The organism is Fodinibius sp. (genome assembly GCF_034521915.1).
In the GTDB taxonomy this organism is placed as follows: Bacteria; Bacteroidota; Rhodothermia; order Balneolales; family Balneolaceae; genus Fodinibius.
Genome location: NZ_JAXHLU010000021.1, coordinates 69,781 through 87,958, shown reverse-complemented (window position 1 = coordinate 87,958; position 18,178 = coordinate 69,781). Strand labels below are relative to the sequence as shown.

Sequence of the window (18,178 nt, the reverse complement as noted above, 5' to 3'; positions counted from 1 at the left end):
AGGGGGATTATTTTCGTTCTCTATCCCAATGTCGGAAAATAGATATGCTAAATCCAGCCATCAGCAAAAAGGTACCCAGCCACACTACAGAAATAAACGGTTTTTCCTCAGCAACAAGCAGCACCCATTGCTCTTCAACTTGCGTATCGATACCGCGTATTTTAAGATCAATACCACCATTTGAGGGATCCACGCTTGTAAACTGAATGCTTGCATCCTCATAACCGGGTATGGAAATAGGCGGAGCGTAAGTCCAGTTTTCTCCATCCTGCACATAGATAGAAAACAATGGTCGAAGCGGTACCGAAGAATCACTTCCCCGTTGTGTTAGTTCAAGGTTGGCCCGGATAGCTACTATCGTGCTGTCTTTCAACTGTTGATTTTCCACTTCAACATAATCGTCAAAACTAAGATCAAATTCTCCCACTTTTATAGTTTCGCCGCGTGCAATACTTACTTCCTGCACCTGGACAGAATCCTCTTTTGTTGAAGCATTGCCCCTTCGCTTCTCTGCAGCTTCTTTGGCCTCTTCATTTCTTCGCTCTACAAACGAACTTCCCGCTACATACAAATAGATATCACTCATTAAACCAGTCCGTACATCCGGATCAACTGACCATTGGATATCAGATTGCGAAGAAGATGACAACATCGGATACACCTGTGGGTTCAATACAAATTGCTCTCCTTCCCCATCAGCCGGCTCAAATTTTATACGATACTCCTGCTGGCCTGGGCGCTCCTGATTCTTAAGGGTATATCCTTCATAGGTGACTTTATAGCGATCATCAACAACCTTGGGCTTATTAAGTTTTAATTCCAAAAAGTTCACCTTCTGTGTTTTTTGGAAGCCCTGCTCATCAGTTACTTCGCCACGCTCAATGGCGGCGTTATATTTTTTAACGGAATCATCTAAAAGCATTTCGTTATAGGCTGATGATGCCAATATTCCAAGCAAAAGAACTCCAAACCCAACATGACTTAGTGTTCCACCAATAAGTAACGGCTTTTGACGGACCAGTCGATATATAATCACCGAATTCCCAATCACAGCAAACCAAGCTGCCAAGAGATAAACCATATAATAGATATCACGAACATCTCCTATAATGATGGTAGCCAGTGTTGCAACACAGCTTATTGCAACCGGCCACAACAAGTCAGCGGCCAGCGACTCTGCGTCTTGGCGTTTCCAGAATAAAAACTGCCCCAATACCGTCATGATAGCAGCAATAATAGCCAGCGGCATCGTCCATTCGTTATAAAAGCTGACTTCAGGTGGCGTAGGATTTTCTACAAACAAGCGCCCGATAATCGGTGAACTCGTTCCAAGAATTATCACCAGACCAATCAAGAATAACATCATCGCCCCCGCAAAGGTCATAAACTCGCGGCTCAGCAATTTTGACTCATTTTCCTGGGATGGCAGCTCTTTATATCGATAGAAAAACAGGCCCAATCCAATGATCGTAACAGCTCCCATAAATACAACGAGCTGATTATAAAGCCCTAAATCAACAAAACTGTGCACGGAAGAATCAGCCAGAATACCGGAACGCGTCAAAAAGGTCTCATAAACAATAGCTACATAAGCCAAAATCGCAAAAATGATAGAGGCCTTTTGCGAGGTCGAGCTTTTACGCTGGATAATCATGGTATGGATGCCTGCAGTCCCCAGCAGCCATGGTACAAAAGAGGCATTTTCAACAGGATCCCAAGCCCAATATCCGCCAAATGAAAGGGTGACATATGCCCAGTATCCGCCCAGAAAAATGGCTGTTAAAAGGGCTACATTAGCACCCAGGGTCCACGGCAGCGCGGGACCTACCCACTCATTATATTTACGCTTCCAGAGGGCGGCCATCGCAAAACAGTACGGCACCGTCATCATGGCAAAACCAGTAAATAAGATAGGCGGGTGAATCATCATCCAGGGACTTTTAAGCAGATCGTTCAACCCTTTCCCATCCTGCGGTACAAAATCGGGATTGGATTGCAAAAACGGAGCGTTGGGCATGGCTTCAGCCAGCGAGCGGAATGGTGAAGCTCCCAGCTGGAAGTCACCGATAGAAATTCCTGAGACCATTGACAATAAGAAAATCTGTGTTAGCGTCAGGAAAAACAGTACCGGCCCGCGGTATGGTTCGTCAGTCCATTTCATCAATCCCAGCCCAATCATGATGGAGAACAAAATCCATAGCATAAAACTACCCTCCTGTCCGCCCCAAAAGGCTGATATCAGGTATTTGAGCTGTAGATCACTGCTGGTATAATTATAGACATAATAGAAATTGAACTGGTGCGTAAGAATGATATAGAGTAGCAGTCCAGATGCAATCAGCAGAAAAAATCCCTGTAAGCCGAACAGCCAATTCGATATTTTAAAGTGCTTATAGGTATCGTTCCGGGCATATATAAAGTATCCAATAGCCGCCAGTATCGCACTTACCAATGCGGCATTAACAAAAAGGTCTCCTAAAAATCCAATCATGAAGTGTTAACTATTTTGAGGCTGTTGCTCTTTCAAATTCGGCCTCATCGGTATTATTATATTTAGAAGGGCATTTCATCAACATATCATTGGCATAAAAAACGCCGTTTTGCATCTCACCGATTACAACCAGCTGATCAGCCTCTTCGAAATTATTGGGCTTGGGCTTGGGATAAACAACCCGGCGAACATTGCCGTCCTCATCTTCCATATAAAAGGAAAACTGCTTGGTTTCCATAGAAAATCCATAATCTTTAGAATCATCCCACTTACCTACCACATGGGCGCCTTCCATTCCAGCAGCCTGTTCAAAATTTACGTACGTACTGATGCTGTTCCCAAAGTTATACATCAGCAGTGATGTAAACCCGACAATAGCAATTATTCCGATAATCAGCTTAGGCTTCATGACGTTCCTTCTACGTTAGACTTTTCAATTTCTTTTTCCAGTTTATTCACTTTCTTATCTACCCGGATGATAAAAAACAGAAGCACAAACCAAATAATGAGGCTGACCCCAAGTACAATAAATATGAGGTCGTACGAGGCCGCCGTTTGAATGAGCGGACTTGCCTGATCCAGTCCGGCCGTACCATCCCACTTTTGGGAGTAGCTTTCTGTCAATGTATCAACGACAGCAACGGTATCTTCTTGTGCCTGAGCTGGTAAAAATTTCATGTTCGTTGTTGATCAGTTAAATACTTTACAGTTTTGTAGCGATTCACAATATCATTCAACCAAATGGCGAGTCCAATAAATCCAATTACCGCAGGATAGAAAATATATCGCAGTTCAGGGGCCGTAATTTCACTGAATGCGGGATTTCCATCCGCTCCCGGATGCAGGCTTGGTAACTGACGTGGAATGATATACAGCAAAAACGGGATGGTGGTAGCAGCAAATACGTTAAATACAGCCGCAATCTTAGCTCTTTTCTCGGGATTATCAAAAGCAGTTCGCAGCACAAAATAGGCCACATAAATCATCATTCCCAACGCCGAAAGGTTCATGCGAGGTTCAGCAAACGTCCACCAGGTTCCCCAGGTAAAACGCGCCCAAATTGATCCGGTTAACAATCCACAAATTCCAAAAATAAGCCCTATCTGCGTTGCGGTTTCGGCTTTGCGATCGAACTTCATGATTGGGTTGTTCAAATAGCGAATACTGTAATAAAGTCCCGCTGCAAAACAGACCGACATGGTAAGCCACATGGGTACATGCAAAAACAGGTTACGCGCCGACTCTTTAAGAATAGGGATATCGGGAATGGGAATCAGAAAACCGACACTGATAACAGCCGTCATCCAGACAGCAACAATATATTTCCAGGGTTTTAATCTCATGAACAAAAAAATTACCTCGATACGAGGCGGATGATTATGAAAGCCTGATAATATACGAAATCTGTATTGGAAAAATTAGTCTTTTCGCCTTAGTCTTTCCGGAATTTTACCTAAGTTTACATCAGATAAATAAACTGATATAAAGTCCAACTACTATGGCTAATCAAACTTCAAATAGATCCATTACACTAGAGCCCAGCTGGAGAAATCACCTGCTCGGATATATCCTTTCGGTATTATTCATTCCTCTTTTTGGAGTTGGTTTGATAGGGCTATATTGGGTTTATAAGAGACAGAAAACATACAAGTATACATTTACCGACACGAAGATTTCTTCGCAAGATGACAAATATCAGCGCAATATTGACCTGGTAAATATCGAAAGTGTATCTGTACAACAAAGCTGGCTGCAAAAGAAAACGTCTATTGGAGATATCAAGCTTGAAACTACAGCTACCTCAATGACTCTTCGCGGCATAGCTGATCCGTTCGCTTTAAAAGATACCCTTGAAAAAGCGATCTCTATCCAAAAAGAACTTCAAAAAAAGGAAGAACATACAAAGCCCGAACAACCCGACCGCGGTCCCGGTACGATGGAACGCATGGATTATTTAACGGGACTGTGGCAACAGGGACTTGTTTCGGATGAGGATTTTGAAAAAGAGAAAAAACACTTTGAGTAGCCTTTCAGCTACTTCAGTGCCTGCGCAACAGATTTCTTGGTGTGCTTTTCTTGATATGATTGTTCCTGCTGGGTAATTGTATAATGCCAGATCATTCCTATCACCGACAGCCCCAATGCAAATACAACCATCGCCTGCTGAATGCTAAGCCAACCATTCTCGAGAATCCACGAAGCCATTAGAACTGATGCCGATTGCGCCAGCGTAAACAGCAACCATTCGGTGCTAAAGATACGCCCTCTAAAAGTATCGGGGGTGCGACGCTGTAATAACACCGTACTCATCACCCAGTTAGCTCCGGACGCAGCATGAGCGATAAAAACAAAGAGCAACATCAGGCCTAAGCTGGTCGTAAGTCCAACTACTGAATACATTAATCCGGCAAAAATCATACAAAATCCCATCGCCCGCACCCAACTACTTTCCTGATTAAAAATTCGTCGCCCAACCACAGGACCAATGCCGGTTCCTACACCCCGGGCCGAATAAAGCAGTCCAAGTCCGACACTGCCCATCATCAACACATCCTCAGAAACTAAAATAAGCATGTAGGTCAACGCACCCAGGAACATGGTAAAACATCCCTTAGCCAGCGTAGGACGTAATACTTTGTGCGTGCGTAACAGGTACTGAAATCCCTCTTTTATTCCAGTTAATGGATTGCGAGTGCGCTTGCGCTCGGCCGCATCCATCTTCTTTTGCGGAATAATGGCCCGGTAAATAAACCAAGCTGACAGTACATAACTACACGCATTGATAATAAATACAAGATCAGTACCCAGCCATGCGGTTGCCAGCCCTCCAATCCCCATGCCAATTGTAAAAATAATGCTCCAGCTCGCCGCTGATAATACATTGGCATCCACCAGCTCTTTTTCTGTAGTAACATTTGGGATCGATGAGGTTTTAGCAGGCTCAAAAACAGCCGATAACATCATCTGAAAGGCCGTTAACACATACGCTAGCCAGAGGGTCTCGTATGATACCACCAGCAATAATCCCAAAACGATAACACCGCGCAGCAGATCACAAAGAATCATCAATTGACGCCGGTCAAAACGGTCTGTAATATATCCCGCAAAGGGAGAAAAGGTGGCCAGGCTCATCATCTTTACCACGATAATAAGCCCCAATAAAAATTCCGAATCGGAATATTTGGTGATAAGCGCATAAACGGCTAAGATCCCAAACCAATCCCCAAAGTTGGATACAATCTGGCTTAACCACAACCGGCGATAGTTTTGGTTGTTTGAAACCAGATCTATGTATGGTCGTATCTTTTCAAGCATAAATTCTTTTTGCCACAGATAAATCTGTGGTCTATAATTTTAAAGCTCACTTTAAGTGAGCTTCCAAAAGATATATTCAGCCTGATGATTCATCTTCAGGCTTATGGTTGATTTTTAAAATTTGTAAGCCCTCTCAATAAAAATTAGAAAAAAACTTAAAATAGTTGATCTAACTCAATCAAGGAGTTTTTCTCCCTGCAGAACAGGGAGAAATCAAAAGTGGGTCAATAAATTATCGAGCAAGCTATTGGTTATCTGTTATTCGTAAATTACCAACCTTACCAATAACAAATAACTATTAATTCAAAACTATTTAACCCCCGTACTACCAAAGCCCCCATCGCCGCGTTCGGTTTTGGAAAGGATTTCGACTTCACCTACCTCCGCCTGAATCACGGGCGCAATCACCATCTGGGCGATACGGTCTCCGTGATTGATGGTAAATTCCTTCATCTCCCAAATTTACCGCCAGCATTTTCAACTCACCACGATAGTCTGCATCAATAGTTCCGGGTGTATTTAACATGGTAATACCGTGACGATAAGCCAATCCGCTTCGGGGACGCATCTGTGCTTCATATCCCTGTGGCATAGCCATTTTCAATCCCGATGGGATCAACTGCCGCTCACCCGGCTGCAGGGTAATCGGTTTTTCAAGAGCGGCGCGAATATCCATCCCCGCCGCAAATTCTGATTCATAGGAAGGAAGAGGTAAATCCTCAGCGTGAGCTAACTTCTTAAACTGTATCTTCATTAGTTATCTGCGTTCTTTTTTATAATCAATAAGTTGCACTTTAACATTGCCCAGCCAAACCTTGGCGTGAGCTTCGGCGGGGACTCGCAAATCATCAGCGACATACCACGCCTTATATTTTCCTCGAAATCCAAAAGGGCCGTCAATATCTGCATCTCCCTCACTAAAATATGTTTCAACAGGCTTATCAAAAGCATCGTATTTACGCATTACCGTTTCGGTGCTATTCATAGCATTTATGTACCCTTTTTCGCGCTCCAAATATACCGGCAGGCGATAGTTTTTACCGGTTCCTGCAAAGAGCCGTGAATAATAGAAAATAAGCTGACCCGAACTTGAAGGCTCAGTTAGCGCCAGAGTGTCAACCGGGGTCATATTCTCTAAGACATACACTTTCTCGTTTTCATAATCATACTCATATACTTCTGCCTCAAACTCATTCTCATCCACATCATCCCGCCAGTAGAGCTTTGTGTATGGCGTACTGTCGGTTTCTACCATAAAGGTGTTATAGTGATTTTCCTCTTCCCCGACAAAAGGGATCCCTGAATTTGACGTTATAACTGTTCGGAGCCACCAGATTTTTTGTCCATGATAAGTAGTATCCTTTATTATTGTTGTTTTCACCTCACCCAGCTTAAAAAAACCGAACTTTACTTTGTAGGTGAACACCTCCTTCCACTGCACCAATTCTTCCATAGTAGGCGGCCTGTCGGGATGGTCATATGTCAGTAGCGAATCTTGTGCCTGTACGTCCGATGGGAATGCCAACCCACCAACTAAGCAGATAATAGCAAATCCAGTAATAGCAGACTGCTTCAATATTTTCAAAATAAAATCGTAAATTTGTTTTATATAAGCGTCCAAAGTTCCCTATTATATAGATGAAATTGAAATATTATTAGAAGTATCTTACAGGAATTTTCGTTTATGTTATCAACCAAATTTTCACAATACTTAACTCTTTTATTTTTAGCAGGATTCCTGATTGTTGCAGGATGTTCTAAAAGTAATGATCAGCGGGAATTTGAAAACCAATCACTTTCTGCCCCAAGTAACTTTACTGCTACTCCAACCCAAGGAGAAATTACTAATAATGACCCCGATGACTGGCGTATTAGTCCCATGTACAGGGGATTAATAAATATAGGTACGGGTATCTCAAGTTTTCAGCCTCCCTATCCGAATCCAATGGATTTTAATCAGAATTTAACGATCAACATCTACCTCAGTAATATAGATAACCTTGACCGTTTAGAAGTGTATTCCTTTGAGCTCGTTTCGGAGGCAGGAAAACCCCCAATAGCCGTTCGCGATGATATCTCATCACCATCTCTGGTAACAATCCAACTAAATGGACAAGAAATTTCTGGTAAATCGGGTGGAAGTCAAGCCAACGGTCTCTACAGAATTCGCATCCTCGACGGCGATCTAAATGTGATTACTTACGGGGATATAAAAATTGGCTCCGAGTAAGTTGTTAAAGAGCAATCTCCCTCCTATTTTCAAGCTCTTTCAAAAGCAAACACACTATGGGCAAGCATAAAATAACCAAAACCGAAAAAAGAGTGCTCGAACGACTCATCTTTCCGGAAAAATTCCAGGTTATTATGGAGGAAACGGGATTGCTGCAGGGAGAACTGCGCGATGACCTGATTAACCTGCTAAGTTTTGGTTTTGTAGAGGCCTATGAACGCAGCGGCAACAAAATTGCCCTTACAAGTTTTTATGATACTGATAACCTGCAGGATTTTACTTTTCAAGCAACTAGCAAGGGACTTGCAGAAATAAAATCGAACTGATTATGAAATTTGAAGCTGTATTTGATGAATCTACTACGGAACTGGAAATTGTTGAAGATGCCAACGAGGTTATTTTCGATGATGAATCACAATCTTATGAGTTTCACCGCCAGGAAAACGGGCGTTATTTGCTCCGAATGGGAACAAGACTTTACAAAATCGATAATGTATCATATGACAAGCATACAGTAACGTTTACCCTCAATGGCAACTGGCACTCAGTGGATGTTCGCAATGAACAGGATCTGTTACTGGATCGCATGGGATTCAAAACGGTCGGAGAAATTGGCGAAGGAGAACTCTACGCCCCCATGCCCGGTAAAATTCTGGAAGTACTGGTCGAAGAAGGCGATGAAGTAGAACTCGGCGACCCAGTTGCTATTCTGGAAGCCATGAAGATGGAAAATGAACTCAAAGCTCCCATCAAAGGCATAATATCATCTATCGATGTAGAACAGGGAGACTCACTCGAAAAAGACGCTCTAATCTTAGAAATAGAAGCAAGTGGATAAATTTGTAATTGAAGGACCTACCCCTCTCCAAGGCACTATTCCAATCAGCGGATCAAAAAATGCAGCGTTGCCCCTTATGGCGGCAGCTATTTTAGGTGATTCGCCTACGACCATCACAAACGTACCAAAACTTCGCGACATCTATACCTTTAATAATGTGATTCGCGTTACCGGTTGTCGTGTGGATTTTGATGAGGATGAGGGCGTACTCACTATTGATTCCAAAAACTTAACACACTACGAAGCTCCCTATGAACTCGTTCGAAAAATGCGAGCTTCGTTCTATATGCTGGGTGCCCTGCTCGGCAAGTTTGGCGAAGCCAAGGTATCATTGCCCGGCGGCTGCGCGTGGGGACCGCGTCCCGTTGACCTCCACCTCGATGGCATGCGTGAAATGGGCGCTGATATCCAGCTCGATCAAGGATACGTGATTGCAAAGGCTCCCGAGGAGCTGGAAGGGGGTACCTTCAGACTCGAACCCAGCAGCGTTGGAGCAACGGTAAACCTCGTATTGGCATCCGTCTTGCGAGCCAAAGAATTTACGATCAAAAATGCCGCCAAAGAACCGGATGTAGTGCTGCTCTGCAAAAAGCTGGCCGAAATGGGGGCCGATATTGAAGGTATCGGCACGCGCACCTTAACCATCCGAAAAGTAGACAGCCTTCAGGGGATTACTGCCCGTAACGCTTCTGACCGCATTGAAACCGGCACTTTTATGATTGCTGCAGCTATGCATCCGCAATCAAACGTTACGCTTACCAATGTAGATGTTGATGATCTCGGACATTTTCCTGAGACCTTCCGTGAAATTGGCGCTGAAATGACGATTAACGGTGAGTCTATTCACATTCAAGCACCAAAAGAGATCAATCCAACTTCAATAAAAACAAAAGTGTATCCCGGCTTCCCTACCGATCTGCAGGCGCAATGGGCCACCATGATGACACAGGCAAACGGAGAATCAAAAGTAACGGATACGATTTATGACGATCGCTTCAGCTACGTGCCCGAATTGGTGCGATTGGGAGCCGATATTGATGTAGAGAAAAACACAGCTCACATTAGTGGTAAAACTGAATTAAAAGGAGCTTCGGTGATGAGTACCGACCTGCGCGCCAGCGTAAGTTTAGTTCTGGCCGGCATGGTAGCCAAAGGAAAAACGGATGTGCTGCGAATTTATCATCTTGATCGCGGCTACGAGGATCTGGAGGAGAAACTTACCAATGTTGGGGCTAATATTACACGGACTCAACAAGAGGAGTAAAACTCCAGCAAAAAATATCCTTCACTCACTTTAGATAATCCATCGGATCAACAAATTCGATGCGTGGCGAATCTTTAAGAAGCGGACGTATAAAAGGCGAATGGCCGGCACCAAACATTATAAAAATACGGTCGCCCGGCTCGGCAATTTTCATCAGGTTTGCAAAAATGCGCAAATTTCTCCGGTGATAATCGGCCGTCACATCCGCCCCGACAAAAGAGCTGTCATCTGCCAAGGATAGTGACCGCACATACGGTTCGTGATACTTCTTGACACTTTCTTCGGTATTCATGTACTGATACAACTCAAGCAAGGTACCATTTTGTAATAAGCTGTCTTGAGTTGAAATATGATGACCGTTTTGATACCTCTCAAAATATTCTAAAAATTCGGGCTCATGCTCCTTTGCAAACTCCATCACTTTACCCATCTTCATGGGTATATAATGATCTACGGCATATAAATGATCATGATTTAGCCTATTGGCCAGCTTAAATCCAATTTGAAACTGCTCGCTACGCTTCGATACAAAATCACCGGTCGAAAACGTATCAAGTTTACCAGCTCGAAACTCTTGGTAGAGTGAATCAAAAGCTGACTGATGCTTCATTTGAACTTCCAGGGCCACCTTATTAGGATTGAAGTCAGCCAACGCATCGCGGATCTCCTTTAGTTCTTCCTGCTTTTCATCCGTCAATACATCGGGAACTTTCATATTTATCGCATCCCTCCCGGGATTATCAAGATGGGTAGTCCCCAAAAATAGTACCTTAATAGGCTCTTGGTCTTGTGCCTGCATCGGCATTACAGAGACAGTGAACAACAATATTAGGAAGGGTAGCAACTTTGTTATATCAATATCAGAAAGAAATTTTTGCATCGGATTCATCCTAAAAAGTATTTTTTAAAAGAGAAACAGTGCGTTAACTCTTACGCAGTAGAATAAAAAATGTTAAAAATATTCCAATCACTTTCATCTGAGCCCCTTATCGTATATAAAATTTATTAATCCATCCTTAGCGAACTCCATTTCAAAATTTCCCGTTTACATAATAGCAAAACTACTTGTATATTAATGTGATACTTTTTTACCAAGTATTCAGAGATATTAAAAATTTAGGTTTACCTTTTGCAGCATATTATTTATTCACAAGCACTATTTAAGATTTTATTCACTTTTCGAAGGCATTTGAACTTCTTTTTGAAGAATGCGGCGAAGTTTATGAACTCGCTAATTTCTTGTGATAGTCTTCTGCAAGATATACCCTCCTCTGAATACGACCTTATTACACAAACAAATTTTTCTCCTAACAGGAATTTTAATTTAGCGGTTGCTGAAATCCCGCTAAGACGAACGAACTGTAAGACTGTTGTTACTATGAACACTTTTGATTTACTGATCAGGATTATACGTCCGGAGGACAGCAACTGCGTGAAAGAAGAATATTTCAATGAAAAATCAAATCATTATTCACGCTTCGGGAAAGCAGACCCGGATAGCTTTGCTGGAAAACGGCGAACTTGCCCAACTTTTTATAGAATCTGATGAAAACCAGCGTACGGTAGGTAATATATACCTGGCGAAAGTCCACAAGGTGATGAGCGGTATCCGTGCAGCATTTATTGACATGGGTACTCCAAAGGATGCTTTTCTGCACTTTTCTGATGCCGGCGATCATCTGAAAGAATATGTTCAGATGCTTAACGGACGTGATGCCATTCACAAGAATGTGCGCGATGAGCTTAAAAAGACGGACTTTGATCAGATATCCAACTATGAAAAGCAGAACTGGGCGGGAAAAATTCTAAATCCCGGTCAAAAGCTGTTGGTTCAAATTGTCAAAGAACCTATTGGCTCCAAAGGTCCGCGTATCTCAACGGATATAACTGTAGCGGGTCGTTTTCTCGTGCTTATTCCCATGGGAGATTACGTAGCCGTATCCCGTAAAATTAATAACTATAAAGAGCGTCGGCGCCTTAAGAGCATCGTAGGCTCTATGGTACCCGATGGATTTGGAGTTATTATTCGTACGGTTGCCAAAGGACAGGATGAGCAATCTATAGAGGATGATATGCGTGATGTGCTCAAGAAATGGGAGCGCATTCTGGAGCGTCTTGAAACAGCTGATCCTCCTGAGCTTCTTTACAAGGATCTTGATATGACCGAAAGTTTGGTTCGTGATCTTTTCGCCAAACAATACGACCGCGTTCTGGTTGACGATCCCGAGATGCACAAAAAAATTAAATCGTATGTCAGCCAGGTTGCACCGCAGATGCTTCCCAACGTAGAGCTTTATAAGGGACGTGAACACATCTTTGATTTCATGAAGGTTGCAAAGGACGTGGATTCAATATTTAGTCCACGCGTTCGCATGCCATCCGGTGGATACCTCATATTTGAACAGACTGAAGCCATGTATGTGGTGGATGTAAACTCCGGCCCTTATGCTGCCAAGGAGAAACAGGAAGACAACTCACTAAAAACAAACCTTGAAGCAGCACGTGAAGTTGCCAAGCAGTTGCGCCTGCGAGATATTGGTGGAATTATTGTTGTTGACTTTATAGATCTGCGCAATGATAAAAATCGCAAGAAAATTTATGATGAGCTTAAAAAAGAATTCAAAAAAGATCCCGCCAAGACCAATGTTATTGGTATGAGCGACTTTGGGCTTGTCCAAATTACGCGCCAGCGAATCCGGCCAAGTGTGGTTAACTCCGTATCAAAAGTGTGCCCTACATGCGGTGGATCGGGCAGCGTAGTCACAAAAAATACGATTATTGCCGATCTTGACGCATGGCTAAGCAAGTTCCGTACTACTACCGATTATCGTGCCGTTGATATTTATATCAACCCTTACCTAAAGGCATATCTGGAAAAAGGATTACTTAGCATCCGTCGAAAATGGATGATCCGTTATTGGCTAAAAATTACGCTCGTCGCAGATGATTCTATTTCATTGAACGAATATAAAGCAACCATCGCCGGTTCCGATATCGACATTACGGATGTGGTTATGCAGGAGAACAACATCGATGAGCTTATTGCTAACGAAACAAGTGAATTGGATGCTCTGGATGACCGCCCGGGTCGTGGCGACCTGGATTATTATAAGAAAGAAAATGGATCTGGTGGACGTCAGAAACGAGACAAGCGTAAGCCGCGTCCATCTCGCTCAGGAGGAAGTTCTAAATCGAAGTACTATAAGTCTGACTCCTAAACGATATATCTTAATCCCAAAAGAATTGAAACAGAATAGCATTTAATGAGTTTACCTGAGATTAAAGCAACAACAGTATTAGGCATTATCCACAATGGTGAGGCTGCCCTCGGTGGCGACGGTCAGGCAACCATGGAAAATACCGTGATGAAAGCTACCGTTAACAAAGTGCGGCACCTTTATGAAGGCAAAATTGCTGCCGGCTTTGCCGGGTCTACAGCCGATGCCTTTACGCTTTTTGAGAAATACGAGGAAAAACTAAAGCAGTATAATGGTAATTTAAAACGCGCCGCCGTTGAGATGGCTAAAGAATGGCGGCAGGATAAATTTTTACGAAAACTTGAAGCTCTTTTGGTCGTAATGAGTAAAGACCAGGCTCTGCTGATTTCGGGTCAGGGTGACGTTATTGAACCCGATGATCAAATTTTAGCTATCGGCAGCGGCGGAAGCTTTGCGCTTGCTGCTGCACGGGCATTAAAAGCGAATGCTCCCGATCTGTCAGCCCGTGAGATAGTGGAAAAAGCACTCGATATTGCAGCAGATATCTGTATCTATACAAATCATAACCTGAGTATATTAGAAATTGAAGATTGATGAGTACTTTACAAAAGACAGTAACACAGAAAAATCTTACCCCGCAACAAGTTGTAGCGGAATTGAACAAATATATTATTGGTCAAGACGACGCCAAACGATCGGTTTCCATTGCCTTGCGAAACCGCTGGCGACGTATGAATGCTGATGAAGAAATCAGAGATGAAATTCTGCCAAATAATATTCTATTGATTGGCCCCACCGGCGTTGGTAAAACAGAAATTGCTCGACGTCTGGCCAAGCTTGCAGAAGCTCCCTTTATCAAAGTGGAGGCAAGTAAATTTACCGAGGTTGGCTATGTGGGACGCGATGTAGAGTCAATGATTCGCGATCTTACGGATATTGCCATCGACATGGTAAAAACCGAAATGCGCGATCGTGTGGAAGAAGAAGCCCGGGAGGTTGTCGAAGAACGAATATTGGATATCCTCATCCCTCCTGTCAAGAAAAATCAAGGAGCAAATAACAGCTCTCCGGGATTTGATGCCAATTCAACTGATCAGGATTTTAATCCCCAAAGTGCTTCTGATGAGGAACTGAATGAACGCACGCGTAAAAAGTTTCGCGAGAAGCTCCGCAATGGAGAGTTAGATGAGCGCGAAATAGAAATTGAAGTTCAAAAATCGAGTCGTTCCCCAATGATGCAGGTCTTTGGTCCCCAGGGTGGTATGGAAGAAATGGGCATTAATCTGCAGGATATGTTGGGCAACCTGGGTGGACAAAACAAAACCAAACGAAAAGTTACGATTGAAGAAGCCCGCGAAATTCTTTTGGAAGAAGAAGCGGAGAAGCTGATTGATCATGAATCAGCTGTACAAGAAGGACTTGAACGCGTACAGAAACAGGGTATTATCTTTATTGATGAAATCGACAAGGTGGCCGAATCATCCAACAATAGTAAAGGCGGTGGCGGTGGTGGACCTGATGTAAGCCGGCAGGGTGTGCAACGTGATATGCTTCCCATTGTCGAAGGCAGTAATGTATCGACCAAACATGGCATGGTAAAAACTGATCACATGCTGTTTATTGGTTCGGGAGCCTTTCACGTCTCCAAACCTTCGGATCTGATTCCCGAACTGCAGGGACGTTTTCCTATCCGCGTAGAGCTTAACTCCCTTACTGAAGAGGATTTCTTTGATATTCTAACGCAGCCAAAAAATGCGTTAACCAAGCAGTATCAAGCAATGTTAAAATCTGAAGGCGTAGATATTGAATTTACCGAAGACGCACTCAAGGAAGTTGCTTCTATTGCCGCGCAGGTAAACGATCGGGTAGAAAATATCGGCGCCCGAAGGCTACATACTATTTTGTCATCACTGCTGGATGAACTATTATTTGCTGTTCCCGATGATATTAGCTCCGGCGATATCACCATCGACAAAGACTATGTGAACAAACAGCTGGATGATCTTGTTAAGGACAAAGATTTAAGTCAATATATTCTGTAATTGTACGTTGACAAAAATCAAATTAATCAGCTACTTACAAATTATATGGCTAATACTCATTTGCCTATTTAATATGTTCATTCTTTAACAGTACTTTTCAGGAAGTAATTTTTGCAATACAATCACCAATATCTTTTGCACTATGAGCATGAAAAAGTTTATCATCCCCAATATAGTAACACTATTTGTTTTATCCTCTTTCTGGTTTGCCGGCGTAGAAACTGTCGTTCCCGGAGATGATACCCTACAGAAAAACATCAAAAAATATGTGCAGGCTCAACGGCGAATAATCGACAATTATGTTGATCCAGTTGATGTAACAGAACTGTACAAAAACAGTGTAAAAGGATTAGTTAAAAACTTATCAGACAGTACGGCAAATCTTGAAGGTACCCCGGCCGATACTACTTTTGAAGATTTAGAAATCAAAAACCTCGGCAAATCGGTTGACAAGTTCGAGCAGGCATATCTGTATATCACCAATAACTATCCCGATGAAGATATGACTGCAAGGACCGAAGATGCCTTGCAATCCATGTTTAAGGGATTGGATCCACACTCGGTTTATATTGAACCATCACTAAGTGATGATATTGATGATGAGTTTTCAGGCAAATTCCAGGGTATTGGTGTTCAGTTCAATGTGATACAAGATACCATTACCGTTATTACGGCTATTGCCGGCGGACCCAGTGACGCGCTGGGCATTCGTTCCGGAGATCGCATCATCAAAATTAACGGGGAAAGTGCCATTGGTTTTACGAATGAAGATGTCCGTAATACCTTGCGAGGTCCAAAAGGCTCTGAGGTTGATGTCACTATTAAACGTCCAAACGTAAAAGATCCCATCGAGTTTACCATTGTTCGCGATGACATCCCCCTCTACTCCATCGGCGCTGCCTATATGATGGATGAAAAAACCGGCTATATCAAGATGGATAAGTTTATCCAAACGACCCATCAAGAATTTATGGACGCAATGAAAAAGCTCCAGGATAAAGGGATGGAACGCCTGCTGTTAGACTTGAGAGGCAATCCCGGCGGCTATCTAAGTCAGGCCGTTGCCATTACCGAGGAATTCTTTCCCAGGGGCACAAAAATTGTTTCTACAAAAAGTCGGCACACTCGGTTTACCTCGGCCTATTACTCGCGCCGCGATGGTTTCTTTAAAGATAAACCGCTTATGATTCTTGTTGATGAGGGATCAGCCTCTGCTAGTGAAATTGTAAGCGGTGCTGTTCAGGATCACGATCGCGGTTGGATTGTAGGACGACGTACATTCGGTAAAGGACTGGTTCAGCAACAATACGAACTGGTTGATTCCAGCAAAATCCGTGTTACCATATCCAAGTATTATACTCCCTCCGGCCGATTAATACAGAAACCCTATAATAAAAAAGGCGGTGAAGAATACGCCTATGAAATTTATCAGCGGGGTGTAGATGCCAAAGGTGATGCCATGGAATTCGTTTCTCATGTGCCAGATTCCCTAAAATATTCAACAGATGCCGGAAGAACCGTTTACGGTGGCGGGGGAATTGTACCCGATCATGTTGTACAACCAGATACAGCACAATCCAAAATTGTAGCTAACTATATGCTTCGTAACCGGGTTGGCTTTAATTTTGTTCGCGACTACCTGGATGAAAATGGGGATTCATTCCGACAAGAGTGGGAAGACAATTTTGACCGGTTCAATAAAGATTTCGAATGGTCGGAAGAACAGATGGATGAAGTTTTCAGCCGTCTTAAAGAAAAAAATATGGTTGTAACAGATACACTTTCTAAACCAGACTTTCAAATCTGACACCTTATTTGTTCCTGAAGGACATTTAGAAGAAATCGAATGGATGCCTCGCGGACTCATAAAAGCAGAGTTGGCGCGGCAGGTTTGGGGACTCAAAAAATATTATCCCGTTAGAAATAAGCTTGATGAAACCATTGACGAAGCAATGAAAATGTGGGATGAGGTAGCAAAGTTGGAAGAGTATGCAGCTACGCATACAACGCCATCGACTGATCGATACTAAATTTTCAACAAAAATTTATCAGCCCGGCTCTATGAGTCGGGCTTTTCTATTTACAAAAATTGACTCATAAAAGCTATAGCAGCCGTTTCTGCACGCAATCTATTGGGTCCAAGTGACACTAACTCTCCCCCTTTATCTGTAAGATCACGAATTTCAGATTCCGAAAAACCTCCCTCCGGTCCAACCAATAACAGTGTTCTCTCGGAATTACGAACGCTTTTGTAGTTAATATCTCCCTTAGCTTCATCCACCTTTTCGTGGGCAACCAATATATTGTCTGCAAAAACCGATTCCAGCATCACATCCAGCGAATGGTAGACCTCGATTGTACTCAGGTGAGCCTGCAGACTTTGCTTCATAGCCGAAATTGCCAGCGACTCCAGTCGGTCCATGCGCACATTTTCTTTGATGGTATGCTCACTTCTAAATAGACATATTTGAGCTGCCCCTAATTCAATAGCTTTTTCAACAGCAAATTCTAAGCGATCTCTTTTCTTTATAATTCCCATCCCTAAAACAAGGTGTGGTTTGGGGCGGGAATGATGTTGCGCATCTTCAATTTCTACTTGCACTGATTTCTTTGTAATCCGGCGAATGATTCCCCGGTAGTGGCCCCCCTCCCCATCTACGATCGTTAACTTGTCACCTTCTCGGGCCCTCATCACCTTTGAGGCGTGAATCGCTTCCTGATCCAAAAGCTCAGCATAGCCATTATTTATCTGTGACGGCGGTGCATAGAAAATATTCATC

Annotated in this window: 18 protein-coding genes and 1 pseudogene; 10 read left to right on the top strand and 9 right to left on the bottom strand. The window is 43.0% G+C overall.

The window, feature by feature from the left end; translation table 11 throughout:
- Nucleotides 1–7: 7 nt before the first annotated feature.
- From U5J89_RS15740 to ccsA, 4 genes are read right to left on the bottom strand one after another with little or no spacing between them, the layout of a single operon-like run.
- Entirely contained in the window at nt 8–2,491 is a 2,484-nt protein-coding gene (locus U5J89_RS15740) for a heme lyase CcmF/NrfE family subunit (protein WP_322576609.1), read from the bottom strand.
- Between the two features lie 10 nt (nt 2,492–2,501).
- Nucleotides 2,502–2,900 (bottom strand): cytochrome c maturation protein CcmE, encoded by a 399-nt coding sequence (locus U5J89_RS15735; protein ID WP_322576608.1) that lies wholly within the window; start codon nt 2,898–2,900, stop codon nt 2,502–2,504.
- Nucleotides 2,897–3,169 (bottom strand): CcmD family protein, encoded by a 273-nt coding sequence (locus U5J89_RS15730; RefSeq protein ID WP_322576607.1) that lies wholly within the window; start codon nt 3,167–3,169, stop codon nt 2,897–2,899. Before U5J89_RS15730 ends, U5J89_RS15735 begins: the two co-directional genes overlap by 4 nt.
- Nucleotides 3,166–3,834: a cytochrome c biogenesis protein CcsA gene (ccsA, locus tag U5J89_RS15725; RefSeq protein ID WP_322576606.1), complete on the bottom strand. Its 669-nt coding sequence runs from the start codon at nt 3,832–3,834 to the stop codon at nt 3,166–3,168. Before ccsA ends, U5J89_RS15730 begins: the two co-directional genes overlap by 4 nt.
- 155 nt (nt 3,835–3,989) lie before the next feature.
- On the opposite strand from ccsA, the gene U5J89_RS15720 reads away from it, so the two are divergent.
- Nucleotides 3,990–4,517, top strand: a complete 528-nt coding sequence (locus U5J89_RS15720; protein WP_322576605.1) for a PH domain-containing protein — start codon at nt 3,990–3,992, stop codon at nt 4,515–4,517.
- Between the two features lie 8 nt (nt 4,518–4,525).
- Here U5J89_RS15720 and U5J89_RS15715 read toward each other — a convergent pair whose 3' ends face one another.
- The 3 genes and pseudogenes from U5J89_RS15715 to U5J89_RS15700 form a co-directional block, all read right to left on the bottom strand.
- The gene (locus U5J89_RS15715) at nt 4,526–5,806 is read right to left on the bottom strand and encodes an MFS transporter (RefSeq protein WP_322576604.1); all 1,281 of its coding nucleotides are present in this window, start codon (nt 5,804–5,806) and stop codon (nt 4,526–4,528) included.
- A gap of 309 nt (nt 5,807–6,115) precedes the next feature.
- Nucleotides 6,116–6,560 (bottom strand): annotated as a pseudogene (gene dut / locus U5J89_RS15705) (dUTP diphosphatase).
- A 3-nt stretch (nt 6,561–6,563) separates the two neighbouring features.
- Nucleotides 6,564–7,391: a DUF3108 domain-containing protein gene (locus U5J89_RS15700; RefSeq protein WP_322576601.1), complete on the bottom strand. Its 828-nt coding sequence runs from the start codon at nt 7,389–7,391 to the stop codon at nt 6,564–6,566.
- Nucleotides 7,392–7,490: 99 nt separating this feature from the next.
- On the opposite strand from U5J89_RS15700, the gene U5J89_RS15695 reads away from it, so the two are divergent.
- From U5J89_RS15695 to murA, 4 genes are read left to right on the top strand one after another with little or no spacing between them, the layout of a single operon-like run.
- Nucleotides 7,491–8,036, top strand: coding sequence for a hypothetical protein (locus tag U5J89_RS15695; RefSeq protein WP_322576600.1), 546 nt, complete (start codon nt 7,491–7,493; stop codon nt 8,034–8,036).
- Nucleotides 8,037–8,092: 56 nt separating this feature from the next.
- On the top strand, nt 8,093–8,362 hold the full coding sequence (locus U5J89_RS15690) for a hypothetical protein (protein WP_322576599.1): 270 nt from the start codon (nt 8,093–8,095) through the stop codon (nt 8,360–8,362).
- Nucleotides 8,363–8,364: 2 nt separating this feature from the next.
- Nucleotides 8,365–8,874 (top strand): acetyl-CoA carboxylase biotin carboxyl carrier protein subunit, encoded by a 510-nt coding sequence (locus U5J89_RS15685; RefSeq protein WP_322576598.1) that lies wholly within the window; start codon nt 8,365–8,367, stop codon nt 8,872–8,874.
- Entirely contained in the window at nt 8,867–10,138 is a 1,272-nt protein-coding gene (gene murA, locus U5J89_RS15680) for a UDP-N-acetylglucosamine 1-carboxyvinyltransferase (RefSeq protein ID WP_322576597.1), read from the top strand. The genes U5J89_RS15685 and murA overlap by 8 nt, the downstream gene beginning before the upstream one ends.
- Nucleotides 10,139–10,163: 25 nt before the next feature.
- On the opposite strand, the gene U5J89_RS15675 is transcribed toward murA, so the two are convergent.
- Nucleotides 10,164–11,027 carry a DUF5694 domain-containing protein gene (locus tag U5J89_RS15675; protein WP_322576596.1) on the bottom strand — a complete coding sequence of 288 codons (864 nt, stop codon included), beginning with the start codon at nt 11,025–11,027 and terminating at the stop codon, nt 10,164–10,166.
- A gap of 562 nt (nt 11,028–11,589) precedes the next feature.
- On the opposite strand from U5J89_RS15675, the gene U5J89_RS15670 reads away from it, so the two are divergent.
- The 5 genes from U5J89_RS15670 to U5J89_RS15650 all read left to right on the top strand — a co-directional run bounded on the left by U5J89_RS15670 (nt 11,590) and on the right by U5J89_RS15650 (nt 17,428).
- Nucleotides 11,590–13,356 (top strand): Rne/Rng family ribonuclease, encoded by a 1,767-nt coding sequence (locus U5J89_RS15670; protein ID WP_322576595.1) that lies wholly within the window; start codon nt 11,590–11,592, stop codon nt 13,354–13,356.
- 45 nt (nt 13,357–13,401) lie between these two features.
- Nucleotides 13,402–13,950, top strand: coding sequence for an ATP-dependent protease subunit HslV (gene hslV / locus U5J89_RS15665; protein WP_322576594.1), 549 nt, complete (start codon nt 13,402–13,404; stop codon nt 13,948–13,950).
- Nucleotides 13,950–15,398 (top strand): ATP-dependent protease ATPase subunit HslU, encoded by a 1,449-nt coding sequence (gene hslU / locus U5J89_RS15660; RefSeq protein ID WP_322576593.1) that lies wholly within the window; start codon nt 13,950–13,952, stop codon nt 15,396–15,398. The genes hslV and hslU overlap by 1 nt, the downstream gene beginning before the upstream one ends.
- A 148-nt stretch (nt 15,399–15,546) precedes the next feature.
- The gene (locus U5J89_RS15655) at nt 15,547–17,205 is read left to right on the top strand and encodes a S41 family peptidase (RefSeq protein WP_322576592.1); all 1,659 of its coding nucleotides are present in this window, start codon (nt 15,547–15,549) and stop codon (nt 17,203–17,205) included.
- Nucleotides 17,206–17,248: 43 nt separating this feature from the next.
- Nucleotides 17,249–17,428: a hypothetical protein gene (locus U5J89_RS15650; RefSeq protein ID WP_322576591.1), complete on the top strand. Its 180-nt coding sequence runs from the start codon at nt 17,249–17,251 to the stop codon at nt 17,426–17,428.
- A 50-nt stretch (nt 17,429–17,478) separates the two neighbouring features.
- Here U5J89_RS15650 and U5J89_RS15645 read toward each other — a convergent pair whose 3' ends face one another.
- Nucleotides 17,479–18,177 carry an RsmE family RNA methyltransferase gene (locus U5J89_RS15645; RefSeq protein WP_322576590.1) on the bottom strand — a complete coding sequence of 233 codons (699 nt, stop codon included), beginning with the start codon at nt 18,175–18,177 and terminating at the stop codon, nt 17,479–17,481.
- Between the last annotated feature and the right edge of the window lies 1 nt (nt 18,178).